Annotated in this window: 22 protein-coding genes; 8 read left to right on the plus strand and 14 right to left on the minus strand. The window is 57.7% G+C overall.

What is annotated here, in order from left to right; genetic code table 11:
* Positions 1–11: 11 nt before the first annotated feature.
* The 3 genes from SJY13_RS12930 to SJY13_RS12940 all read right to left on the minus strand — a co-directional run bounded on the left by SJY13_RS12930 (position 12) and on the right by SJY13_RS12940 (position 3,065).
* Positions 12–773, minus strand: a complete 762-nt coding sequence (locus SJY13_RS12930) for an ABC transporter permease (RefSeq protein ID WP_377191358.1) — start codon at positions 771–773, stop codon at positions 12–14.
* The gene (locus tag SJY13_RS12935; protein WP_085823016.1) at positions 770–1,699 is read right to left on the minus strand and encodes an ABC transporter ATP-binding protein; all 930 of its coding nucleotides are present in this window, start codon (positions 1,697–1,699) and stop codon (positions 770–772) included. The genes SJY13_RS12930 and SJY13_RS12935 overlap by 4 nt, the downstream gene beginning before the upstream one ends.
* 100 nt (positions 1,700–1,799) lie before the next feature.
* Positions 1,800–3,065: a TAXI family TRAP transporter solute-binding subunit gene (locus tag SJY13_RS12940; RefSeq protein ID WP_377191359.1), complete on the minus strand. Its 1,266-nt coding sequence runs from the start codon at positions 3,063–3,065 to the stop codon at positions 1,800–1,802.
* A 125-nt stretch (positions 3,066–3,190) separates the two neighbouring features.
* Here SJY13_RS12940 and SJY13_RS12945 point away from each other — a divergent pair, with 125 nt between their 5' ends.
* A complete protein-coding gene (locus tag SJY13_RS12945; protein WP_377191360.1) occupies positions 3,191–4,300 on the plus strand; it encodes a CaiB/BaiF CoA transferase family protein in 1,110 nt (369 codons plus the stop codon).
* Between the two features lie 34 nt (positions 4,301–4,334).
* Here the strand turns inward: SJY13_RS12945 and hemE are convergent, their stop codons facing one another.
* Positions 4,335–5,369 carry a uroporphyrinogen decarboxylase gene (gene hemE / locus SJY13_RS12950; protein ID WP_377191361.1) on the minus strand — a complete coding sequence of 345 codons (1,035 nt, stop codon included), beginning with the start codon at positions 5,367–5,369 and terminating at the stop codon, positions 4,335–4,337.
* A 107-nt stretch (positions 5,370–5,476) separates the two neighbouring features.
* On the opposite strand from hemE, the gene hemC reads away from it, so the two are divergent.
* Entirely contained in the window at positions 5,477–6,436 is a 960-nt protein-coding gene (gene hemC, locus SJY13_RS12955; protein ID WP_377191362.1) for a hydroxymethylbilane synthase, read from the plus strand.
* A 224-nt stretch (positions 6,437–6,660) separates the two neighbouring features.
* Here the strand turns inward: hemC and SJY13_RS12960 are convergent, their stop codons facing one another.
* The 9 genes from SJY13_RS12960 to SJY13_RS13000 form a co-directional block, all read right to left on the minus strand.
* Positions 6,661–7,938, minus strand: coding sequence for an aspartate aminotransferase family protein (locus SJY13_RS12960; RefSeq protein WP_377191363.1), 1,278 nt, complete (start codon positions 7,936–7,938; stop codon positions 6,661–6,663).
* A 1-nt stretch (position 7,939) separates the two neighbouring features.
* Positions 7,940–9,043 (minus strand): mandelate racemase/muconate lactonizing enzyme family protein, encoded by a 1,104-nt coding sequence (locus tag SJY13_RS12965; RefSeq protein ID WP_377191364.1) that lies wholly within the window; start codon positions 9,041–9,043, stop codon positions 7,940–7,942.
* Positions 9,044–9,077: 34 nt separating this feature from the next.
* Entirely contained in the window at positions 9,078–9,461 is a 384-nt protein-coding gene (locus tag SJY13_RS12970; protein ID WP_377191365.1) for a hypothetical protein, read from the minus strand.
* A 96-nt stretch (positions 9,462–9,557) separates the two neighbouring features.
* On the minus strand, positions 9,558–10,667 hold the full coding sequence (locus SJY13_RS12975) for a mandelate racemase/muconate lactonizing enzyme family protein (RefSeq protein WP_377191366.1): 1,110 nt from the start codon (positions 10,665–10,667) through the stop codon (positions 9,558–9,560).
* Positions 10,664–10,948 (minus strand): cupin domain-containing protein, encoded by a 285-nt coding sequence (locus SJY13_RS12980; protein ID WP_377191367.1) that lies wholly within the window; start codon positions 10,946–10,948, stop codon positions 10,664–10,666. The genes SJY13_RS12975 and SJY13_RS12980 overlap by 4 nt, the downstream gene beginning before the upstream one ends.
* On the minus strand, positions 10,945–11,097 hold the full coding sequence (locus SJY13_RS12985; RefSeq protein WP_377191368.1) for a hypothetical protein: 153 nt from the start codon (positions 11,095–11,097) through the stop codon (positions 10,945–10,947). Before SJY13_RS12985 ends, SJY13_RS12980 begins: the two co-directional genes overlap by 4 nt.
* Positions 11,094–11,672: a dimethylsulfonioproprionate lyase family protein gene (locus tag SJY13_RS12990; RefSeq protein ID WP_377191369.1), complete on the minus strand. Its 579-nt coding sequence runs from the start codon at positions 11,670–11,672 to the stop codon at positions 11,094–11,096. Before SJY13_RS12990 ends, SJY13_RS12985 begins: the two co-directional genes overlap by 4 nt.
* Entirely contained in the window at positions 11,669–12,751 is a 1,083-nt protein-coding gene (locus SJY13_RS12995) for an alcohol dehydrogenase family protein (protein WP_377191370.1), read from the minus strand. Before SJY13_RS12995 ends, SJY13_RS12990 begins: the two co-directional genes overlap by 4 nt.
* Entirely contained in the window at positions 12,751–15,204 is a 2,454-nt protein-coding gene (locus SJY13_RS13000; protein WP_377191371.1) for an FAD-dependent oxidoreductase, read from the minus strand. The genes SJY13_RS12995 and SJY13_RS13000 overlap by 1 nt, the downstream gene beginning before the upstream one ends.
* Positions 15,205–15,272: 68 nt before the next feature.
* Between SJY13_RS13000 and SJY13_RS13005 the strand changes: the two genes are divergently transcribed.
* The 4 genes from SJY13_RS13005 (at position 15,273) to SJY13_RS13020 (ending at position 19,344) form a co-directional block, all read left to right on the plus strand.
* Entirely contained in the window at positions 15,273–16,160 is an 888-nt protein-coding gene (locus SJY13_RS13005; RefSeq protein WP_085823027.1) for a MurR/RpiR family transcriptional regulator, read from the plus strand.
* Positions 16,157–17,248 carry an aromatic ring-hydroxylating oxygenase subunit alpha gene (locus SJY13_RS13010; protein WP_377191372.1) on the plus strand — a complete coding sequence of 364 codons (1,092 nt, stop codon included), beginning with the start codon at positions 16,157–16,159 and terminating at the stop codon, positions 17,246–17,248. Before SJY13_RS13005 ends, SJY13_RS13010 begins: the two co-directional genes overlap by 4 nt.
* A 66-nt stretch (positions 17,249–17,314) precedes the next feature.
* Positions 17,315–17,698 carry a carboxymuconolactone decarboxylase family protein gene (locus SJY13_RS13015; protein ID WP_377191373.1) on the plus strand — a complete coding sequence of 128 codons (384 nt, stop codon included), beginning with the start codon at positions 17,315–17,317 and terminating at the stop codon, positions 17,696–17,698.
* 494 nt (positions 17,699–18,192) lie between these two features.
* Positions 18,193–19,344, plus strand: a complete 1,152-nt coding sequence (locus SJY13_RS13020; protein ID WP_377191374.1) for a tyrosine-type recombinase/integrase — start codon at positions 18,193–18,195, stop codon at positions 19,342–19,344.
* A 156-nt stretch (positions 19,345–19,500) separates the two neighbouring features.
* On the opposite strand, the gene SJY13_RS13025 is transcribed toward SJY13_RS13020, so the two are convergent.
* Positions 19,501–19,896 (minus strand): RidA family protein, encoded by a 396-nt coding sequence (locus SJY13_RS13025; protein WP_377191375.1) that lies wholly within the window; start codon positions 19,894–19,896, stop codon positions 19,501–19,503.
* Between the two features lie 321 nt (positions 19,897–20,217).
* On the opposite strand from SJY13_RS13025, the gene SJY13_RS13030 reads away from it, so the two are divergent.
* Together SJY13_RS13030 and SJY13_RS13035 are read left to right on the plus strand one after the other, a co-directional pair.
* Positions 20,218–21,258, plus strand: coding sequence for a toll/interleukin-1 receptor domain-containing protein (locus SJY13_RS13030; RefSeq protein WP_377191376.1), 1,041 nt, complete (start codon positions 20,218–20,220; stop codon positions 21,256–21,258).
* Positions 21,259–21,968: 710 nt separating this feature from the next.
* Positions 21,969–22,625 carry a hypothetical protein gene (locus tag SJY13_RS13035; protein ID WP_377191377.1) on the plus strand — a complete coding sequence of 219 codons (657 nt, stop codon included), beginning with the start codon at positions 21,969–21,971 and terminating at the stop codon, positions 22,623–22,625.
* Positions 22,626–22,733 lie beyond the last annotated feature (108 nt).

Below are 22,733 nucleotides of genomic sequence, written 5' to 3' on the forward strand. Positions count from 1 at the left end.
CCCGATACACCCTAGCTGCGAATGCGCCAGCCGGTTTTGAAAATCCACCAGATAAAGCCCAGACAGGCCCCGGTAAAAACCACTATTGCCAGCAGGCTGTACCCGATCGGCACATCCGCCAGCCCATAAAACGACCACCGGAAGCCCGAGATCAGATAGACCACCGGATTGAACAGCGTGATGGCTTGCCACACAGGTGGCAGCATAGAGATCGAATAGAAAGTACCACCCAGAAAGATCAGCGGCGTCACCACCAGTTGCGGCACCAGCGACATCTGTTCAAAATTGCTGGCCCAGATGCCGATGATGAACCCCAACAGTGAAAAACTAAGACAGGTCAGCACCAGGAAAGCGACCATGGCTACGGGGTGTTCGATCTGCAAATCCACAAAGAAACTGGCGGTAATCAGAATCACGAAGCCTACGAACAAGGCTTTGGTCGCCGCAGCGCCAACATAGCCAATCACGATCTCGATAAAGTTGACCGGGGCGGATAGCAGCTCATAGATCGTGCCCAGAAATTTCGGGAAATAGATGCCGAAGGACGCGTTGGATATGGCCAGCATCACCACCGACAGCATGATCAGCCCCGGCACGATGAAGGCCCCGTAAGACACACCCTCGACCTCCTGAATGCGGCTGCCGATGGCGGTGCCGAAAACTACGAAATACAGCGATGTCGACAGAACCGGAGAGAAAAAGCTCTGCGCCAATGTGCGAAAGAACCGGGCCATTTCGAACCGGTATATGGCGGCGATTGCGGACCAGTTCATGCGGGTTCTCCGGACACCAGGTTGACAAAGATCTCTTCCAGGCTCGACTGCCGGGTTTGCACATCACGCAACACCAGACCTGCTTGCGCCACGTCGTTCAACAGCGTGGTAATTCCAGTACGGTCGGCATTGGTATCGTAGGTATAGACCAGAGCGTCGCCGTTTCCGTTAAGTGCAAGGTTATGCGCGGCCAGAGTGTCTGGGATGGTTGCAATGGGTTCGGTCAGCATCACTTCGATCTGCTTTTTCCCCATCTGTGCCATCAGTGTGTCTTTGTCCTGCACCAACAGCAGCTCACCTTTGTCGATGACGCCGACGCGATCGGCAATGGCTTCGGCCTCTTCGATGTAATGGGTGGTCAGGATGATGGTGACACCGGCCTGCTTCAGCTCGGCCACGATCTCCCACATGTCCTTGCGCAGCTCGACATCAACACCGGCGGTAGGCTCGTCCAGAAACAGCACGCGCGGCTCATGCGCCAACGCCTTGGCAATCAGCACCCGGCGCTTCATACCCCCAGAGAGTTCCTTGATCGCGTTCTTACGTTTGTCCCACAGGGATAATTTGCGCAGAATCTCTTCGATCAGGGCATCATTGCGCCTATGACCAAAGAGGCCGCGCGACAAACGCACCGTATTCCAAACCTTCTCGAACGGCTCCAGCGCGATTTCCTGCGGCACCAGACCGATCAGCCGTCGCGCGGCGCGAAACTCGGCCTGAATGTCGTGGCCCCCAACCGTCACCGTGCCTGATGTCGGTGTAGTGATGCCGCAAACGGTGGAGATCAAGGTCGTCTTACCCGCCCCGTTCGGCCCCAGCAGCGCCAGAATTTCCCCCTGCTCGATATCCAGTGACACGCCCTTGAGCGCTTCAAACCCATCGGCATAGGATTTACGTAGATTCTTGATTGAGAGGATGGTCGTCATGCAAGTTCCCTGTTCTGCCGGGGACCCTACCCCGCGCGACCGTCGTAGAACAGGTCAATTTCGCACATCTCCCCTCGCTTTTTTGCAGAGCGAAAACGGCTCAGGCCCGAGCGTTTTCCCGCATTTCGGCAATGCGTTTTTGCACCAGTTCAACATGCAGCCGGGCATCATACTGCCCCTGCCGAAAGGCTGCAGGCAAGCGTAATGCTGCCAGGCGGTCATCCAATTCGCTCAGATGTGCCTGCATCTCGCGCAGCGCGTTCCCATCTGGATTATTGGCCAGATCCAGCTCAATCTCACGGATCTCGGGGTAGTGCTGCCAGACCCGCCAACGCATCGCATAAGCATAGGCAAGGGGCACCAGCCGCATCATCGGGACGACGATGAAAAAGAAAGGCAGCAACAGCAACAGCACCCGGTTGATCTGTGCGGCGATCCAATAGGGCAACCAGTTGTGCCAGGTCGATGGGCCTTCAAGGATCAACTGCCGGGCGGTGTTGCTGACGGTCAGACCGGTCCCTTCGAGGCTGGGAAAAACACCCGGGTCGGTGATGATTCCGCGTGTTCTGTGCAATTCGATGGCCGCCATCGTCAGGCGGTTTATCAACGCCGGATGCAGGTCGGGTCGTACAACCAACCGGGCTTCGATTGCAACAAGGTCGACGGGCCGGGGTGGCAGCACCGGGTCCAGCGACATACCACCCGCCGGAACCGTCACTACTGACGCATATTCCAGCCGGCGCGAGATCGCCTCGGCATGAACCAGATCCAGAACTCGCAATCCCTGTTCCTCATAAGCGGCCTTCAGGTAGGGCGCTTCGATCGGCGCAACATAGACGGCGATATCCAATTGCCCGTCCAGTAAGGCTGCGGCGGCATCTGCATAAGGAATGTGCAGATGCGTATTGGCGGCCTCAGACAGACCCACCGCCCGTTCAAAATCACGAAAGGCCGCCGCAGTCCCCGACCCCGGAGCGCCGCTGTTTATCCTCAGCCCCGACCACAGGGCCGGATTCTGGGGAATGGTCGCTGCCTCATTGACCAGAAAGACAATCGGTTCAAAGAACACGGCCCCGACAGCTTCGCCAAGGGAGATATCCATTTGAATTCCACCTTGCAAAAAGGCCGCATCTACCGCCCCCCGTTCCAACAACCCGGCGTTTTCAACCGACCCGGCGGTTTCCAGAATTTCCAGCTGAATATCATCGCGTGCAAGGACCGCCGCATAGTCCTGCGCAACTGTCTCATAGGCGCCGCCTGCAGGCCCTGCTGCCAGAACCAGACGACTGGGCGGATGCAGGCGGGCCAGCACACCCACCACCACCGCCAGGGCCACTGCGCTTCCCAAAAGGATCCACAACCGCATAGCGCGCCTCGCTTTCCATCCCGGGCAGAACGCTAAGGGGCCTGCAACCATCTGACAAGGCACCAAACTCAGGTCTTGCTATTTGCGAGTGTTCCCGAAAACCTGCGCAAAACACGGGGGGAACAATGCTGAACGGGACACGGATCATCGAGATCGAGGGGTTGGGCCCCGGCCCCTTTGCGGCAATGCTGCTGGCGGATTTGGGTGCCGACGTCATCACCATCCACCGCAAAGGTCAGGCTGCTGTGCCGGGCATGCCGGAACAATCCGTTCTGGATCGCGGCAAACGTTCGATCGATCTGGACCTCAAAGACCCCGCCGATCTGAACGTCGCCAAAGGTCTTGTCACCTCAGCTGACGCGCTGATCGAGGGCTTTCGCCCCGGTGTGATGGAAAAGCTCGGCCTCGGCCCTGACACCTGCCACGCCCTGAACCCTAAACTGATCTATGGCCGCATGACCGGATGGGGGCAGGACAGCCCGCTGTCCGACACAGCCGGACATGATCTGAACTACATCGCCCTGTCCGGGGCGCTCTGGTACTCGTCCCAGGCAGATCAACCACCGCAAACGCCGGCGACGCTGGTTGGGGATATTGGTGGTGGCGCGATGTATCTGGTTGCGGGGATTCTGGCTGGTCTGCTCAACGCGCATAAAACCGGTCAGGGCACAATCGTGGATGCTGCGATCTATGACGGCTCAGCCCATATGATGAACCTGCTGATGAGTATGGGTCAGACCGGGAACCTGTCAGACACACGTGGCCAAAGCCTGCTGGACGGCCCCCATTGGAGCGGTACCTACACCTGCGCCGATGGCGGGTTTGTCACGGTGCAATGCCTTGAGCCCAAATTCTACGCGCTGTTTCTGCAAAAGATGGGGCTGGCGGACGATCCGGACTTCCAACAGCAATATCAGTCAGATGCCTGGCCCGCCCTGACCAAACGCCTCAGCCGTATGTTCGCAAGAAAACCTCGCGATCACTGGACAGCTATGTTCGAAGGCAGCGATGCCTGCGTCGCACCTGTTCTTACCCCGTCCGAGGCGCAAGCACACCCAATGAACACCGCGCGCCAAACCTGGCAAAACCCAGGTGACACCCTGCAAGCTGCCGCCGCCCCGCGGTTTTCCACTACCAATTGGCGCCCTAAACCCAGCCCAAAACGTGGCGAGCACAAGCAGGAAATCCTTGACGAGCTCAACGCCATCACGCCACCCGCCTCTTCATCTGGCTAGAAATATCCCAAGAAAGGGGCTGGCCCCTTACCGGTTACCGATCCCGCACCGCGTCGATCATCAGTTGCACATTCGCAGGATCTGCATCCGGCGTGATGCCGTGACCTAGGTTGAAAATATGCGGGCCATTCGAGAATGCCTCGACAATGCGCCGCGTCTCATCCACCAACGCCTGCCCACCGGTCACCATATGGGACGAGGCCAGATTGCCCTGAACACACCCATCCACCTGCACATGCTCGGCCCCCCAATTGGGCGATACCGAATTGTCCAGCGCAACGCAGTCCACACCCGTTGCCTTGGCAAAACCGATATACCCGTCGCCTGCCTCACGCGGGAAGCCGATGACAGGGATGCCGGGATGGCGTGCCTTGATGGCCTGCGTGATCACCCGACAGGGCTCGACCGCGTATTTCTGAAACGCATCCCCCTTGAGCGATCCGGCCCAGCTGTCGAAGATCTTGACGACCTCGGCCCCGGCCTCAATCTGGGCCGATAGGTATTCGATGGTCGCCAGTGTGATCCGGTCAAGCAGGGCCTCGAACAAAGCCGTATTGCCCTCACGCAGTGCATGCGCCGGCCCCTGATCCGGGGTGCCGCGGCCTGCAATCATATAAGTGGCGACGGTCCATGGTGCGCCTGCAAACCCGATCAGTGTGGTATCCGATGGCAGCTCGCGCGACAGGATACGGACGGTTTCATAGACCGGCGACAGGGTCTCATGGATATCCGCGATCGGCTTCAGCGCATCAAACTCGGATTGCTGCGTGATGGTCGACAGACGCGGCCCTTCGCCGGTGACAAACCACAGATCCGCGCCCAGCGCCTGCGGCACCAGCAGGATATCGGCGAACAGAATCGCCGCGTCGAACCCATAGCGGCGAATGGGCTGCAACGTGACTTCGGCCGCAAGTTCGGGGTTGTAACACAGCGACAGGAAGTCCCCGGCCTGTGCGCGGGTCGCCCGGTATTCCGGCAAATACCGCCCAGCTTGACGCATCATCCAGATCGGCGGCACGTCCTGTACCTCACCGGCCAGCGCCCGCAGCAGTTTTTTCGTCTCGGCCATCCTTGCCCCCAATCGTCTGGTTTGTGGCAACGGGTCATCCTTCGGCGGCAATTTGTCAAGCGCTGCCCCCATTGTCAGGGCAATGTGACGCGACTAAAGCTGTCACCATGACACTGACCCTGCCCTCCCCCGCCTCACCGTTCAAGATCGGCACCCGTGGTTCGCCTCTGGCGCTGGCGCAAGCCTATGAAACCCGACAACGGCTGGGTGCTGCCTTTGACTTGCCCGAAGACGCGTTCGAGATCGTGGTTATCAAGACCACCGGCGATAACCGCGCCATGATCGACGCGGACCGTCCGCTGAAAGAGATCGGCAACAAGGGCCTGTTCACCAAAGAGATAGAAGAAGCGATGCTGCGGGGCGATATCGACATCGCCGTGCATTCCACCAAGGATATGCCGGTCGAACAGCCTGACGGCCTGGTGCTGGACACGTTCCTGCCGCGTGAAGATGTGCGCGACGCTTTTATCTCACCCAGCCTAAGCTCGATCCACGAGCTGCCTGAGGGCGCAGTGGTCGGCACCTCATCCCTGCGCCGCCGCGCGCAGTTGCTGAACCGCCGACCGGACCTGAACGTGGTTGAGTTTCGGGGCAACGTGCAAACCCGCCTGAAAAAACTGGGCGATGGCGTGGCCGATTGTACCTTTCTTGCCATGGCTGGCATCCGACGCCTGAACATGGACGAGGTCCCCGCAACCGCGATCGAACCTGAGGACATGCTGCCCGCCATCGCGCAGGGCACAATTGGTATTGAGCGCCGCAGCGACAATTCCCGCGCCGGTGGAATGCTCGAGGCCATTCACCACGCCGAAACCGGCCAGAGACTGGCGGCCGAACGGGCGCTGCTGGCGGCGCTGGATGGGTCCTGCGAAACACCGATCGCCGGATTGGCGCAGATACAGGATGGCCAGTTGCGCCTGCGGGGCGAAGTGCTGCGCCCTGATGGATCCGAATCCATCGCCGAAGAGCTGGACGGCCCGATTGCCGATGGCCCGCAAATGGGTCTCGATTTGGCGGGAACCCTGCTGAAAAAAGCCGGTCCCGGATTCTTTGATTGGAAAAATTAATAAAAATTATCGCAATGTGAACTACTTCACTGCTGAGGGCCCGACCATCTGGCATTACAGTGTCATACCGATTGAGAAGTCGGGTTGGTCTCGAATAAGTCGAAAGATTAGGTCTTTTTTTTGTTTAAGTGGTATTCGAGGGGGCGAGACTAACCCTGATCTCCAATCAGTACGGGCCGCTGTCACATTATGACAGCGGCCCATTTTCTTTCCCATTCGACCCCTTAGTTTAAGCAGATTGCCTGCACCGCCTTTTCGACCGCATCCCGGGTCTGGTCCAGGTCGGCTTGTGTGATGGCAAGGGATGGATACAGCTTGCCGGGGGACTTAAAGACCCCATGATCGCGCAACTTTTCGTTGTAGATCACATTGCGTTGGGGCTCGTCATGTGTGGCACTGCGATAGTCCCGGCAAGCAGCCTCCGTAAAGAAGATGTCAAACAACGTTTCATCGCCACAAATCTGGTGCGCAATTCCGGCGCTGGTCAGCGCGTCCACCTGCATCTGCTGTAACGCTAACCCGGTTGCACGCAACTGGTCATACACCCCGTCGCGCCGCAGCACTTCCATCGTCTTCAGACCGGCAGCCGACGCGACCGGATTGCCAGACAAGGTGCCCAGTTGCATCAGCCATCCCTCTGCGCCGACCTGTGCTTTGTCGAAATGCTTCATGATGTCGGCGCTGGCGCCCAGTGCAGCCAGAGGAAACCCACCACCGATGATCTTGCCCAAAGTGCAGATATCCGGCGTGACGCCGTACTTTTCTTGCGCACCACCATAGGCCAGACGGAAACCGGTGACGATTTCATCGAAGATCAACAGAACATTGTGCCTGTCGCACAGATCGCGCAGCCCCTGCAAATAGCCGGGCAACGGCACTATGATCCGCTGCAGCGGCTCGACCATTATAGCAGCGATGTCATCATGTTCGGTCAACAGGGCCGCCACAGCCTCAAGATCGTTGAACGGCGCGATCAGCATCTGCTCGGCCACGCTGTCGGGGATGCCCCCGCTGTCTGGCACCGCTTGTGGGAAATTGACCCGGCGGCTGGGGGCAAGGCTCATCTGCGCCTCGGCGCTCATGCCGTGATAGCCCCCCTCAAATTTCAGGATCTTCGTACGCCCGGTGTAAGCGCGGGCCAGCCGGATCGCATACATGTCTGCCTCACCGCCCGAGGCGACAAAGCGCACTTGTTCGCAGCAAGGCACCGCATCCAAAATGGCCTCGGCCAATTCAATGCCTCGGGCGTTATTGGCAAAAAAGGTCATGCCTTTGGGCAATTGCTGCAACACCGCCTCCATCACCTCGGGGTGACCATGCCCCAACAGCATCGGGCCCGAGCCAACCAGGTAGTCGATGTACTCATTGCCATCCTCGTCCCAGACATGGCTGCCATCGCCGCGGGCGATGATGATACCGGGATCGAAATTGCCAAACCCTCCGGCGGGCAGGACCTCATTCGCGCGGGTGATCCATTCGGATTGAGTGTTTATCTTCAGCATCTCAAACGATCTCCAATATCGGGGAACCAAGGACGTCCAGGTCAGGCGTAACACCCAGGCCCGGACCTTCGGGCGGGGCAATCCGGCCCGTGTCACGCGTCGGTGCATCCGGGCACACACGCGGCGACACATAAGACGACAGATCACAGGTGTTCAGCAGCGATCCATGAGGGGTCGAGGCCGCAAAATGCAGCGCAGCGGCGGTGACGATATCCGACCCCCAGGTGCATTCGGCACAGATCTCAGCCCCCAGATGCACGGTCAGATCGCGGGCGCGGCGCATCGCCGACAACCCGCCGAACTTAGACAGTTTCAGTGCCACTGCATCCATGCAGCCCAGCGCATGCGCCCGCAAAAGCGAGGCCAGGTTATGGGCGTTTTCGTCCAGCTTCATCGGCAAGCCGGTTGCCTGCCGGACAGCGGCGCAATCCTCAAGCGTTTTGCAAGGCTGTTCCAACATGATGTCCAGATGGGCAACCGCGCGGCCCGTCCGCGTGGCCTGCAGGCGCGACGCGCCACAGTTCCAGTCGCCATAAACAACAGGTCCTTGCCCGACGGCCTCACGCACTTTGGTCAACCGTTCGGCGTCGGCCTGCCAGTCGCCTTCAACGCCCAGCTTGACCTGAAACTGGCGAATGCCGGTTTGGTAGGCTGTGGTGGCAATGCGCGCCATGTCATCCGGCGCGATGCATGTGATCGAGTGATAGAGCGGCATGTCCTTGCGTGTGCGCCCGCCCAACAGCGCATAGACCGGCTGGCCCGTGGCCTGCCCGAACAGGTCCCACAGCGCGATATCAACGATGGATTTGGCATAGCGGTGACCGTGCAGAAACCCGTCCAGCTTACGCATGGGCGCGTCGACCCCAAATGGCGAGATGCCCAGAATCTCCGGCCCCATCTCAGCCAAGGCTGCCGGTACTCCATCGGCATAAGCGGGCAGGTAGTGCGGGATTGGACAAACCTCACCCCAGCCTTTCAGGCCAGTGTCGGTCTCTAGGCACAGGACGTGGGTTTTCACCGTCGCGCAGGTTTTACCTTCGGCCATGTGGTAAGTCTCATGGCTGGTCAGGTCGACGGACCAGAGGGTTATCGCGGTGATTTTCATCGCAATACCCTTAAATCACGGGGCTCTGGTCGGGCTAGTGCCAGCGTCGCAAATTGACGGGCCGTCCTGTTACCAGTTTCCACAGCGTGTACACGGCCCAGCCCCAGCCAGCGGTCGCTGCAATCAGCCAACCTCCGACGAACAGCGAGCCACCGCCTCCTAAGGACAAAAAGGTTGAAAAGGCCATCAAGATGCCCGCGGACCATGCGATCAACCAACCGCCGAGAAATACCGTCATGAACACCCGCATCCCGGGGGACATGTCGCCCTCGCTTTTGTCTTGATCCATGCCGGTTTGGTGCGTTGCCGGGGTTTGGGTGCCATACACCGAATCCACACCGCTTCGCTTGCGTCTCTGACCAATTGCTACGCCGACGCCCAGCGCAATCACACCGACAATCACATATGAAAGATCCATGTCTCACCCATTTTTTATCGTTTGTTGTCAAACATATAAGGGGAAATTCTTTCAGTTTCAAGATTTCTGCATACGATTGTATACAATTATCGCCTATCATGCCGAATATACCCCTACCGGATCACCCAGCGCGTCTTCGTCAGGATGCACACCCAGTCCCGGCGTTTCGGGCAGGTGCAGGTGACCGTCACGGTTGCGAGGGCCGCGCCCACTGGCGATGTCAACGGTGATCATGTCCTGACAGGCCCAGACCGCATGGCAATTGGGATCGGGAATGGTAGCCGCCAGATGCAGCGCTTCGGTATCGGCCAGAACCGAACCGCCGGTGGCCATCACAAACATGTCGATCCCATGGGCCAGCGCGATATCCCGCATCCGCGCCGCCTTGGTCAACCCACCAACGCGGTTCAGCTTGATCCCGAACACTTCGGCCAGCCCATCGCGGGCGATACGGGCGGCGTCCTGCACAGTCACCAGGCTCTCGTCGACCGACACGGGCGCGGCATGACGCGGCGCAATCGCAGCGATGTCATCCAGCGATTCACAGGGCTGTTCGAACATCACGCCCAGATCCGCACAGGCGGTCATCACCCGCAAAGCCTGTTGCCGGGTCCAGCCCCGGTTAACGTCATAGAGGACAATCTCACCGGGCCGCCGGATGCTTTCCACGTCGCGAACCCGGGCAATATCGCGTTCAACATCGCCACCGATTTTGACCGAGTGGGCAACATAGCCGCGGTTGCGATAGCGCTCGATCACCGCGCGGGTTTCCTCGACCGTCTTGGCCCCGACCGAAGATGCAATCGGGCGCGGTGTCCGCGATCCTCCGCCCATCAGGTCGGCAATGGGCACCCCTGCCGCCTGCCCGGCAATGTCCCAACAGGCCATGTCGATGGGGCTTTTGGCATAAAGGTGGCCGGGCAAGGCCGTATCCATCGCCCGCTCAACCTCAAGCATCCGGCGCGGATCAAGACCCAATACAAAAGGCGCCATGGTCTGAATCCCGGCGCGGATGCCCGGCCCGTGGGCAGGTACATAGGTATGACCCCAAGGCGTGCCTTCGCCCCAACCGGTCAGACCGCCATCCGTTTCGACCTTGACCAATGTTGCATCCAGCACGTCAAATTTCAGACGGCCGCCGGAGAGCCAATAGGGATGCTCCAGCGGCAGATCCACGTGATAGACCGACAGACGGGAGATTTTCATTTCAGTTCCACTTCCACAAAGGACATCGCGACATCCCCGGCGTTGATCACATTGTGTTCGACCCCTTCGTCGCGACGATAGGCGGTACCTGCGGGCACGGTAACGTTGCTGGTCGTGCCGTCCGGCAATTCCAGGCGCATCTGACAATCAGTGATGGCGGTAATGACGTAATCCATCGCGTGACGGTGCCACCCGGTTTCCGCATCAGGTTCAAAATCGAACCGTGTTACGCGTACGCGGGCATCGTCAATCATCTGGGTTGCTACGGCCTGCGGTCTCATGGGCTGAACTCCTCTATCGGTCTGCCCAGACTGCCAAAATCCGGCACCACTCCCAACCCCGTTGTGTCGGTCGAGGTTTGCGTTTCGTTGTCCCCATCACGGACATGGGGCAGCTCGGGTTGGTTGATACAGATGCGCCTGTTCATCATGCTGCGTCCATCCTGGGTATGTCGCCGATACCCTCGCCTCGCCAAAGGACGAAAGTCAGAATTGGTTGGGTGGTCGTGTTCATCGCGTGGCGCTGCCAGCTTTGGTGTTGCCGGGTCTGGTTTGGACCGATGCAGGCGTCTTCGCCATCGACCTTAAACAAGGCGCGTCCGGCCAGTGCCAAATACAACTCTTCAGCTTGATGACTGTGCCAGTCATAGTTCAGGCCGCTTCCCCAATAGGCCACGTATCCACGCAGCTGGGTAGAATGGAAATGGCCGGTCGGGCCAAACAGCTCATAGTACCCGTAGCGGTTCAGAAAATCCGCGCCCACTTCTTCCTTGGTATACGTGAGTTTCCACGCGGCCAGATGTGCGGTCGCCTTGATCGCCTCCGTCAGGCCTTTGGTCTGAGCGACAATACCCCAGTCCATCTCAGCGACTTGGCAGGTGGCGGGAACTTCGTTCGGATGTAGCGCCACAGCGGTCAGGTCTGTTGGCCATTCCCCAAAAGCCGCCAGGTCGGGGTGAATCTGATGCAACTGTCGGGCCGCCTCTAACACATCATCCAACGTCATGGGATCACCACGATGTTCCCGGTGTGCCGTTTGGCGATAAAGGCGGCCTGAGCGTCGCGCAATTCCTCAAGCGGATAGGTTGCGGCAAGGGCGGGTTTGATATCCCCGGCCTCGATGTACTTGACGAGGTTCTGCATCACCTGCGGGTCAATCACAGTCGAGCCGGTGAAAGTCAGATCGCGCAGATAAAAAGTCCGCAGGTCAAATTCAACCATAGGCCCGGCAATCGCACCCGAGCAGGTATAACGCCCACCGCGTTCCAGGATGTCGATCAGCATCGGCCAGTAGGGGCCGCCCACCACATCGGCAACGACAGTGATCTTCTCTGTGCCCAAGGCTGTGAGCAGATCACTGGGTGCGCGGGGCAGGATCACGTCAGGGCCAAGATGTGCGACGTCGGGGTGTTTCGCCTCGGACGCCAAGGCGATTACTCGCGCGCCGCGGCGTTTGGCCAGTTGCACCAAAGCCCCGCCAACCCCGCCCGATGCGCCAGGCACCAGAACCGTATCTTGCGCGGTGACATTGGCGCGGGTCAGCATGCCCTCGGCGGTAGAGTAGGAACAGGAAAACGTCGCCAGTTCCGCATCTGACAAGTCCGAGGTGATCGCCACCGCATTCACCGCCAAGGTCGTGGCGTATTCCGCAAACCCACCATCCCGTTCCGAGCCATAGTAGCCGGTCTTGTCCATGTTCTGGGGATCGTCGGGATCGCGCAACCATCCATCTGTGATCACGCGCTGGCCGATGCGGGCGCTGTCCACGCCTTCGCCCACGGCAACAATTTCGCCGCAGATATCAGCCCCCTGAATGCGCGGGAAGGTAATCGGCGCACCGCCCCATGTCGGGTCGTCCTCGCCCACCTCTTCAAACGCGCCGCCGGTGGTCGCGTCAGAGACGGTTTTTGAATACCAGCCCGAGCGGGTATTGACGTCGGTGTTGTTCAGGCCGCAGGCGGCAACGCGGATCAACACCTCTCTGGCTGCCGGGTTCGGGCGCGGCCAGTCTGTGTGCAGGACCATTTGCTCAAGACCGCCATGGCCCATCGTGACCATGGCCTTCATTGTGTGGGGCAGTTTCATCACGCGATCTCCAATACGGTATCGGTTCGGGGCAGTTTGCTGTCAGGGTCATAGGCAGGTTCGCCCAAAACACGGGCGGCGCGCGGGGCACCGTGGATCACAACCTGCAGGGCGGTGCCGGGGGTCGCGGCCTCGGGCTTGATGTAAGCAAAGGCCAGAATGTTGCCGACCGTGTGTCCATAGACCACCGAGGCCGTGGACCCAATCACCCGCCCGTCCAGCAGAACCGCCTCGCCGCCATGACCGTCAATCTCTCCGTCTGGGTCAATCTCTAGATTAGCGCAAATCCAGGGTAGAACGGTATTCAAGGTCTTGTCCTTGCCCAGATAGTCCTTGTCCGTCCGCGCAAAACGCAGCACGTCGGCTTCGGCCAGGGTGACCTCATTGGTCAACTCGCCGGCGCCCTTGAAGCCCTTCTCCATCCGCATCACATTCATGGCAAAGCTGCCGTAGTCAGCAATGCCATATGGTTCCCCCGCTGCCCAAAGCGCAGTGTAGACGTCAAGACAAGCGGCGTTGGGCATATGCAGCTCCCAGCCCAGTTCGCCCGCATAAGACATGCGGAAAGCCCAGACAGGGTGACCGGCGACAGTGATCTGTTGCGCCGACAGCCAGCGGAACCCGGCATTGCTTAGATCGGCACCGGTACAGCGACTTAGCACATCCCGCGACCGGGGGCCGTTCAGCGACAGGGCTGACCAGTCAGCGGACAGGGCGGTGATCTGCACGTCTTCGTCCGCTCGCTGTTGTGTCAAGTGATCCAGCAGACGCTGTTCAAAGAAGGCGGCACAGACCAGATAAAACCGATCCTCGGCCATCCGAACAATTGTTGTTTCCAGCTCGATCCGCCCGCGCCGGTTCAGCATATGGGTCAGGGTGATCGAGCCGGTTTTCTGCGGCATCCGGTTTGCGGTCAACCGGTCCAACAAAGCATAGGCGTCGGGGCCCGAGACCTCGACCTTGGTAAAGGCGGTGACATCCATGATGCCGACTCGTTCGCGGACGGCTTTGACCTCAGCCGCAACCATGTCGTCAGCGGGTGTGCGGCGGAATGAGTAATGGTCGCGTTGCGCGACACCGTGCCGGGCGAACCAGCGGGGGCGCTCAAACCCATAGACCTCTTCATGGACCGCGCCTTTGGAAATCAGCAGGTCGTGTAAGGGTGATGGCTTGACCGGACGCCCGGCCAACCGATTGAAATGCGGGAAGGGGATTTCGTGGCGCAGGCAGTAGTCTTCCTCGGCCTTGATCACCTGCCAGTCTTTGGTAGCGTAATTGCCGAAACGCCGCGGGTCATACTCACGCATCGAGATATCAGCCGCCCCATGCACCATCCAGCGCGCCAGTTCGCGGGTCAGGCCCGGGCCCCAGCCAATGCCAATCTGAGTTCCGCAACAACACCAATAGTTCCGAACCCCCGGTGCAGGCCCAATCAAAGGATTACCGTCAGGGGGATGTGAGATTGCCCCATGCACGTCACGCTGAATGCCCAGCTCGGCAAAGATCGGCATCCGGTTCAAGCTTTCCTCAAGCCACGGCATCACCCGGTCGTAATCCGCGTCAAACAGCCAGTTCTCGTATTCCCAGGGGCAGTGATCATGCCAGACCGAGTTCGGGTTCTCTTTCTCATAGATCCCGATCAGCCCGCAGTTCTGCTCCATCCGGATATAGCCTGACACCTTGCGGTCATCGCGGATCACAGGCAGTTCCTTGTCCAGATTCTGGAATTCCGGCACCGGCTCGGTCACGAAGTAATGGTGCGTCATCGACGTCATCGGCAGTTGCAGCCCTGACCATTCCCCCATCTGACGGGCATAGGTGCCGCCTGCATTCACCACATGCTCGCAGGTGATGGTGCCCTGCTCGGTCTCAACCCTCCATTCACCGTTCGCGGCCTGCGTGATGTTGGTGGCGCTGCAATTGCGAAAGATGCGAACACCTTTTTGGCGCGCGCCCGTGGCCATGGCCATGGTCACATTGGTTGGGTCGACATGGCCGTCATCCGGCGTATAGAGCGCGCCCAGAACACCATCGAGATTGTAGAACGGATGCAGCTCGGCCACTTTCTCGGGACCGACCAGTTCGATATTGAACCCCAGCGAGCGGCCCACGGACAGGGTATGGCGCAGCCAGTCCATCTCATCCTCGGTATAAGCCAGCCGGAACGAGCCGCAGCCATGCCAGGTAACAGGTTGACCGGTTTCAGCCTCTAACGCGCCGGAATAGAGCCCGATATTGTAGTCCACACATTTGCCCAACCCAAAGCTAGAGGTCGAATGCGTGATCTGCCCAGCCGCGTGCCAAGTGCTGCCGCTGGTCAGTTCCGCCTTTTCCAGCAGAACGGCATCGTCACCCCAGCCCTCATGCGCAAGGTGATAGGCTAGACCCACCCCCATGACACCGCCTCCGACGATGACCACGCGGGCCTGTGACGGCAGATTTTTCCCGGACATGGATTTTCCTTTTCCCGAGTCGCTTTTCTGCTCGACAGGCTAATTCCACATTTGTACCATCGTCAATCATGAATGACACAAATGTATCATCAATCGTTCTGAACCGCCTGACCGAAGAATGGGACGCCTTGACGCCCGAGGCACAGAAGGCCGCGCGTTACGTGTTGGAAAACCCAACGGATGTTGGGGTTTCGACCGTCCGCGAGATTGCCGAGGCCGCCATGGTCAAACCCAACACGTTTGTCCGGATGGCCCGGCAGGTCGGGTTCGAAGGGTACGAAGATTTCCGCGCCCCGTTCCGCGATGCGATTCGCCAAGGCACCGTGTCCTTTCCCGACCGCGCCCGCTGGTTGCAAACCATCGGCAAGTCGGGTGAGCTGGGCGGGCTTTACGCCGACATGATCGGTGCCGCGATCCGCAACATCGAAGACACCTTTGCCGGGATCGATGCCGAGCGTCTGAAAGCGGCGGCCGACGATATCTGGAATTGCCGCCAGATTTTCACACTGGGTGTTGGCGTCAACAACTCGAACGCGCGTAATTTTACCTATCTGGCCTCAACAGGGATGAAGCAGTTTCACGCGATTCCCCGCCCCGGATCGACACCGGTGGATGATCTAGCCTGGGCCGACGAACAGGATGTGCTGATCGCCATCACCTGCCACCCGTATCGCACGGAAGTAATCGACGCGATCAAACTGGCCCGGCAACAGGGGCTGACTGTAATCGGCATTTCCGACAGCCCAGCCAGCCCGGTGATCCTGAATGCGCATCACGGATTTGTCGTGGCCGCGGACACGCCGCAATTCTTCCCGTCTTCCGTGTCAACCATCGCGCTGCTGGAAACGCTTCTGTCCTTTGTGGTCGCCGTCTCCAGCGATGAGATCGTCGAGAGGGTGGATCGGTTTCACCAACGCCGTCACCAGCTTGGCCTTTACGCGGAGGAGCCCGAATGAACGCCCCCCTGACCCGGTCGCTGGACGCACGCTATTACACCGATCCCGCAATCTTTCAGCAGGAAATGCAGGGTCTTCTGGCCAGAACCTGGCAATTTGCAGGCCATGTGGCGCAGGTGCGAGAGACAGGCGATTACTTTGCCTTCGAAATCGCGGGTCAGAACCTGTTTTGCATTCGCGGTCGTGATGGTGAGGTTCGCACCTTCTACAATGTCTGCCAACACCGCGCGCATGAGATGGTCACTGGCGCAGGCAACACCCGCGTTGTGGTCTGCCCTTACCACGCCTGGACCTATGAGTTGTCCGGCCAGCTGCGCGCCGGGCCCAACATCAAATCCGTCCCCGGATTCGACCGCAGTACGATTTGCCTGACATCCGTGCGCACTGAAATCTTCAACGGCTTCATTTTCGTCAATCTGGACGATGACGCAGCCCCAATGGACGATTGGTACCCTGGCGTCCGCCAAGAAATCCGCTCTTTTGTCCCGCAGATCGACGAATTGGAACCATTGGAATGGGTTGAGATCAGTGAGAACTGCAACTGGAAAGTCAGTATCGAGAATTACTCGGAATGCTATCATTGCCCTTTGAACCACCAGACTTTTGCCGAAGGCGTGGTCAAGCCCGAAACCTATGACATCCAACCCGATGCGGCGGGCGGTTACGTCCTGCGCCACACGACGGAGTGCCAAAGCCTAGACAAGATGACCTACCCTATCGACATGTCCGTGCCCCATGCGGGCGACTATCAGTCGTGGTTCCTGTGGCCCATGGTCTCGTTCCAGTGCTACCCGGGCAACGTGTTGAACACCTACCATTGGCGTGCGCATGACGCCGATCACTGCACCGTCTGGCGTGGTTGGTACACCGACGGCGGATCCGAAAGTGCGGTGATACGTCAGCTGGCCCGGCAGGACCGTGAAACCACAGTCGAAGAAGACATCCATCTTGTAGAATTGGTCCACCGCGGCCTCAAGTCCCGAGGTTACCGCCCCGGCCCGCTGGTGCTGGATCCGGGCTGTGGCGTGATGTCGGAACACTCGATCGCCCGTTTGCAGCAATGGATGCGCGACGCAGTTGATCCTTGATCAAAACACCAACGTCGATGAAGCTTTTACACAATACCAGACAGGCACTAACCACCGGAGACTCAAATGGCAGACCTTTTTGACGAAGACCTTTTTCTGAAAGGGCTGGAGCAACGCAAGAACACGCTGGGCGCGGAATATGTGGAAAAGAACCTGGCCGCTGCGGATGACTTCACCCGTCCGTTTCAAGAGGCGATGACAGCGTGGTGTTGGGGTTTTGGTTGGGGCGACGACGTGATCAACGCCAAAACCCGGTCGATGATGAACCTGTCGATGATCGGTGCGCTGGGGAAAATGCACGAATGGGAATTGCACTGCAAAGGGGCAATCAATAACGGCGTCACTCCGGAAGAAATCCGTGCCATCATTCATGTGATCGGGATCTATTGTGGTGTGCCACAAGCTCTGGAGTGTTTTCGCGCCGCGCGGAAAGTTTTGGGGCATACGTAATGTCGGAGTCACATATGTTAGCCCGGCGATTTTCGACGGGCGTTCTTTCCAGCAGCTGCACGCCGAGCGCAACAAGATTGCAAACAACGTAAGCAAGTTGACGGCAGACCAGAAGAAAGTGGCTACCGGCCTCGCAGACGGCTAGGTAGGTCTCTGCTACGTTTCTGTAGTTTGCTCAGCGTAGCACAGGTGCAGCAGCGGACGCGGGGTCTCTAGACGCGGAAAGCGTCCCTTGGGGCGCTAGTGCGGTGTGATGATGTGTTTTATTTTGGTTGCGGGAGTAGGATTTGAACCTACGACCTTCAGGTTATGAGCCTAACGGGCTGTTTATAGATGTAGTTTGTTGAAGATATTTCTGTACATACTTTTCAATATGTTAAGTGGAAGATTGTTAATTCCTCGATATCTCCAGATTGCTCATTTTTGCTCTCTGATGTAGCACCACCGTAGCACCGTCGATTTTCAGTAGCACCAAGACAACTCAGGAATACACCGTGGCCAGTCACCGTTTGAACTTCACCAAAGCCGCCTTATTGAAAGCTCCTTCCGCCAAGAAAGGATCGCGGGATTACTATTACGACGAACGCGAAGCAGGTCTCATACTGGCCGTAACGGGCGCAGGATCGAAAAGCTTTTACCTCTACAAACGGATTGAAGGGCGCCCCGAACGGCTGTTGCTGGGCAAATTCCCTGACATGACTGTGGAACAAGCCCGCAAGGCGGCAGCCAAGGCCAAAGGCGGCATCGCGTCGGGGGCGAACCCTCAGAAAGAAAAGAGGGCCATTCGGGATGAAATGACCTTTGCCGCGCTTTTTGGGGAATACATGGCCAAGTATTCCAAAGTTCACAAAAAGTCGTGGGAATATGACGAACGGGAGGTGAACAAGTACCTGTCGCACTGGTTCCGCCGCAAGATATCCAGCATTGATCGGGCTGAAGTGGAACGGCTTCACGCAAAGATCGGCAAGGAAAACGGACTTTATCAGGCCAACCGCCTGCTTGAGCGCATCCGGTCTATCTTCAACAAGGCAATTGAATGGGGCTGGAAGGGCGCAAACCCCGCAATCGGCATTAAGAAGTTCCGGGAACAGAGTCGCGACAGGTTCTTGCAGCCTGACGAATTGCCTCGGTTCTTCGAGGCTCTGGCAAATGAACCCAACGACGCCGCGCGCGATTTCTTTATGATTTCCCTCCTGACAGGGGCGCGAAAGTCAAACACGCTGGCGATGATGTGGAGGGATATCAACTTTCAGTCGGCCACATGGCGGATTGAAGAAACCAAGAACGCCGACCCGCTGACTGTTCATCTGCCTCAACAGGCAGTTGAGCTACTGATTGAACGGAAACTGAAGTCAGACGGCCCTTATGTGTTTGAAGGCACGGGCAAGAGCGGCCACCTTGCCGACCCCAAGAAAGCTTGGAGCCGCATCTTGAAAGAGGCAGGGATTGAAAACCTGCGCATTCACGACCTGCGCCGTACCTTGGGTAGCTATCAGGCAGCAACGGGTGCCAACGGATACATTATCGGTAAGTCACTTGGGCATCGGTCACAGCAGTCCACCGCCATCTACGCAAGGCTGAACCTAGACCCGGTTCGAGAGAGTGTGGACAAGGCGACCGAGTTGATGTTTTCGAAGGCAACCTAGGACGTGAAAAGCCCCGAGCTGCCGTTGCCGAGAGATTTGAGTGCTGTGTCTGAATTCGTCAGGCTGGTCAAGTTCAGACATTCGGTCTCGAATTGAAGAACTAGAGTTAAGCGCACAACCCGGACCTGAGTGACGATCCTCTTCGAGCACGTAGCCTTAACCTTCTGACACCGCAGTTAAGTTCATCGTAAGCAGAGCGCCTGATTTTGGCAGATCAACAACAGAAATTGCGGTGCGGGCAGGTTTCCTTGCGCCCATTTTGCTAACGTAGGCTGTGTTCATCTCGTCAAAATCTCTCATATCCTTCAAAAAGACATTGATGTGGACGACGTGAGCAAGATCGGAGCCGACTGAATTCAACATAATCTCAAAAGCATCAAGGATCTGGAGAGTTTGCGCGGCAGCACTTGGCCCTGCAAGGCGGCCTGTAACAGGATCGACGCCAGCCACCGCTCCGATAGTTATGAAATGGCCTACTTTCGCAATGTGACTGTATGGCCCGATTGGATTCATGGTATTTGGAGGTGTGGAAAACTGGATTATGCCGGTCATGCCAAGGACTCCTTTGCTTTGAATTGAGTCAGCCGATTAGGCTTACCTACCAAAACTAAGCTGGCAGGACATCAATGTCGCGGCGATTTACGAAGCAAGGTCGCGAAGGAGAGCCCCAACCGGTCGTTGCACCAGATTCACGTGTTTGCAGACGCAGCATGATGGTCGGCCCAGAACCGACCTTCGTGTCGTTCAAAACTTGATCTCGCCGCTTCCCTAGATCAGACATTCGCCCAACACGCACCTGTTTGATGATTTTCAACCTGCAGGGCTTCTGATAACAGCTCTAGGAAAAGAAAAACATTCTATAGGATTATATAAATGAAGGTGTTCATCAGCTGGAGCGGCCCCCGCAGCAAAGACATGGCTAATGCGCTGAGAGATTGGCTTCCGATGGTGCTCCAATATGTCGAGCCTTTTGTATCTGACAAGGACATTTCAGCTGGTGATAGATGGGCTCAGACAATTGCATCTGAACTGGAAGCAGCCAATTTCGGGATTATCTGTATCACGCCCGAGAACCTGACTTCCGAATGGGTTTTATTCGAGTCAGGCGCCCTGTCGAAATCTATGCTTGATGGTAAGGTCATCCCTCTTCTATTCGGCCTCGAAATGAGCGACCTAAGCGGACCGCTGAAGCAGTTTCAAGCTCAAAAGGTTGAAGAAGCTGGGATTATGGAAGTTGTGAAGGCGATCAACAGCGTCGCTGAAGGCAAAGCAGATGATAAGATCATTGATCGAACCGTTCCTGCTCTTTGGCCCCAACTCGAAACCGCGTTGGAATCGATTCCGGACATCGCTCCGGCTGAGAAACACAGAAGACCCCAGAACGAAATCCTTGAAGAAATCGTAACTGATGTTCGAGGCCTCAACTCTCGAGTGAGTCGTCTAGGCGATGAGGTTTCCGAAAGGGAGAGCGTTAGCCGCCCACGGAAACGACGCTACCACCTGAATATGATGGTCGAGTTTGCTATGATGACCAGCGATCTCGACGATGCCCCGACTTCCTTATTGGTGCTGGCTGGATTTCTGAGAGACGACTTTCCTTGGCTAGCTGAAGTATTGACGGAATCTTATCGTGAAATTCGCGTTTTAGACATAGAAGAGCGCGAGATGGCTTTCCACAGATTGCAATCTGTGGTTACGAAACTGATTCATCACCCGACTATGCTAGAGCTTTCGTATGACTCGAAAGAAGGGATAAAGATAGCAGAAGAACTACCTGTGATTTTGGACATGGCAATCGGTCGAATGAGGGATCGCAGCCAGCAGCAACGGCCATCACTCACTACTCGTAAAAGACGCAGAACAGCCACCGGTTTCCTGGGTTCTGACGAACGCAATGAAGATCCTGATATGTGATCTGAGTTCAGTTCTGCTGTTGGCCTGCGTATGCTTCAAGACCCACTTGAACGGTACTATGCGGCTGGCCAGAAGCTCAGGTGTCGTGGATAAGCAGCGATACCTAGGGCGTATCAACTTGCTCGTCGATGCTTCTCAGTGCGTGGACTGAAGGACGTGAGTTAGCCGCTGGCGTCAGTTGATGGAGCGTATCGAAGCGGCTTCCGTACTTGAGCATTGATCTCGCCCTTTGCGCTCGAAGCTCGTTGCCGATGGTTGGAATGACTGCCCTGAGCGAGGACGTTACCTAACACACTTCGATGGCCGCTTTTATCTTCATTTGATGATGGCCAAGCAACTGTAGCGAAAGTCTCCTTTACCTGAAGTCTTTCGAGTCTCTCGCTCCCGCTGCACAGATCACGCGCTTGCAGCGAATGGCAACTCAGTGGCCTTCGTGCCAGAAACAACTAAGGCTGGGATGTCCGATGTCACCAATGGCCAACTAATTTCAGAAAGATCGCTTCAGGCAGGTCAAACCAAGTTTCACCGTCTGCACTGTCAGCGCTGTCAGCCTCTGGCGTTTGCCTCGATTTTACTGAACAAGCGGCATTATGGAACCGGCTGACAACACTCTCATCGACACCAACGCGGCTTCACTAGTCCCTTGGCAGCGCCTTATGGCAGGGCAAAGTTTCCTATTTGAGTTACAACAGATCTACGACGCCCGATTTATGCTTGAGCTAGAAATGCTGATTGGTCCCAAGGCTGATGTTGCAGACCTGCGCAAAGGTGTTGAAGCCGCAGCCCGTGCGTATATCCGCGAACGCCGCAGAATGCGCCAACGCAAACCGGGGGCAATGGAATACCGCCGCCTGTCCGCGTTGTCCGAGAAGCTGGAAGCGGTTTCCGTGGAGCTAGCCCGCATTCAGGCCTCGCCCAACTGTTCAGGGAAGTTCGTAGACGCGCTGGAAACACAGACCCAATCCGCTGAGCCGAGCGCCGCCAAAATAGCAAACTTGATTGAGGGCGCGTTTGGCCCCGGCGATCCTGTCGGTCACATCGCAGCGTTTCTGGACCTGTTGCAAAAGGCCGCTGCGCAAACGGTTGCACTCGGTGAGAATGACAGCCCAAGCAGCTACTACGGGGACGATCTGGACCGCTGGTCTTGCAGGCCAAAGAAAACCGAAAGCCAGCCGATTTTTGCCATGGCCCGCGCCTTTCGCCCCTATTGGGAATGCAACGCTATGCGCCCCTTCAATGCGGGCCGCTACGATCCATCCACCAAGCAGAACAAAGCTGTCGCCGTCGATGCGATTCATCTGATCGGCCAAAAGCTTGATCCAGACCTGCCCCGCGCCCGTGTTGTCACTGTCATGCGGGAAATTTAGCCACATTTTCGCCACATTGCGTGGCAATTAGCGGGCCCATTTTCCTAGGTAGGAAGTGTTTTTTTACTGCCTGCTTCACGCGTTCAAGCGTGTCCAATCTCTCTCTAG

It is taken from the genome of Ruegeria meonggei (assembly GCF_042768335.1).
Lineage (GTDB): Bacteria > Pseudomonadota > Alphaproteobacteria > Rhodobacterales > Rhodobacteraceae > Ruegeria > Ruegeria meonggei.

Coding starts and splice junctions, on each gene's coding strand:
- SJY13_RS12930 (WP_377191358.1), bottom strand. CDS start 773: ATGAACTGGTCCGCAATCGCCGCCATATACCGGTTCGAAATGGCCCGG.
- SJY13_RS13015 (WP_377191373.1), top strand. CDS start 17,315: ATGGCAGACCTTTTTGACGAAGACCTTTTTCTGAAAGGGCTGGAGCAA.
- SJY13_RS12940 (WP_377191359.1), bottom strand. CDS start 3,065: ATGCGGTTGTGGATCCTTTTGGGAAGCGCAGTGGCCCTGGCGGTGGTG.
- SJY13_RS12965 (WP_377191364.1), bottom strand. CDS start 9,043: ATGAAAATCACCGCGATAACCCTCTGGTCCGTCGACCTGACCAGCCAT.
- SJY13_RS12985 (WP_377191368.1), bottom strand. CDS start 11,097: ATGATGAACAGGCGCATCTGTATCAACCAACCCGAGCTGCCCCATGTC.
- SJY13_RS13005 (WP_085823027.1), top strand. CDS start 15,273: ATGAATGACACAAATGTATCATCAATCGTTCTGAACCGCCTGACCGAA.
- SJY13_RS12980 (WP_377191367.1), bottom strand. CDS start 10,948: ATGAGACCGCAGGCCGTAGCAACCCAGATGATTGACGATGCCCGCGTA.
- SJY13_RS13030 (WP_377191376.1), top strand. CDS start 20,218: ATGAAGGTGTTCATCAGCTGGAGCGGCCCCCGCAGCAAAGACATGGCT.
- hemC (WP_377191362.1), top strand. CDS start 5,477: ATGACACTGACCCTGCCCTCCCCCGCCTCACCGTTCAAGATCGGCACC.
- SJY13_RS12970 (WP_377191365.1), bottom strand. CDS start 9,461: ATGGATCTTTCATATGTGATTGTCGGTGTGATTGCGCTGGGCGTCGGC.
- SJY13_RS12990 (WP_377191369.1), bottom strand. CDS start 11,672: ATGACGTTGGATGATGTGTTAGAGGCGGCCCGACAGTTGCATCAGATT.
- SJY13_RS12945 (WP_377191360.1), top strand. CDS start 3,191: ATGCTGAACGGGACACGGATCATCGAGATCGAGGGGTTGGGCCCCGGC.
- SJY13_RS13010 (WP_377191372.1), top strand. CDS start 16,157: ATGAACGCCCCCCTGACCCGGTCGCTGGACGCACGCTATTACACCGAT.
- SJY13_RS13035 (WP_377191377.1), top strand. CDS start 21,969: ATGCTTGAGCTAGAAATGCTGATTGGTCCCAAGGCTGATGTTGCAGAC.
- SJY13_RS13000 (WP_377191371.1), bottom strand. CDS start 15,204: ATGTCCGGGAAAAATCTGCCGTCACAGGCCCGCGTGGTCATCGTCGGA.
- hemE (WP_377191361.1), bottom strand. CDS start 5,369: ATGGCCGAGACGAAAAAACTGCTGCGGGCGCTGGCCGGTGAGGTACAG.
- SJY13_RS12995 (WP_377191370.1), bottom strand. CDS start 12,751: ATGAAACTGCCCCACACAATGAAGGCCATGGTCACGATGGGCCATGGC.
- SJY13_RS12935 (WP_085823016.1), bottom strand. CDS start 1,699: ATGACGACCATCCTCTCAATCAAGAATCTACGTAAATCCTATGCCGAT.
- SJY13_RS12960 (WP_377191363.1), bottom strand. CDS start 7,938: ATGCTGAAGATAAACACTCAATCCGAATGGATCACCCGCGCGAATGAG.
- SJY13_RS13025 (WP_377191375.1), bottom strand. CDS start 19,896: ATGACCGGCATAATCCAGTTTTCCACACCTCCAAATACCATGAATCCA.
- SJY13_RS12975 (WP_377191366.1), bottom strand. CDS start 10,667: ATGAAAATCTCCCGTCTGTCGGTCTATCACGTGGATCTGCCGCTGGAG.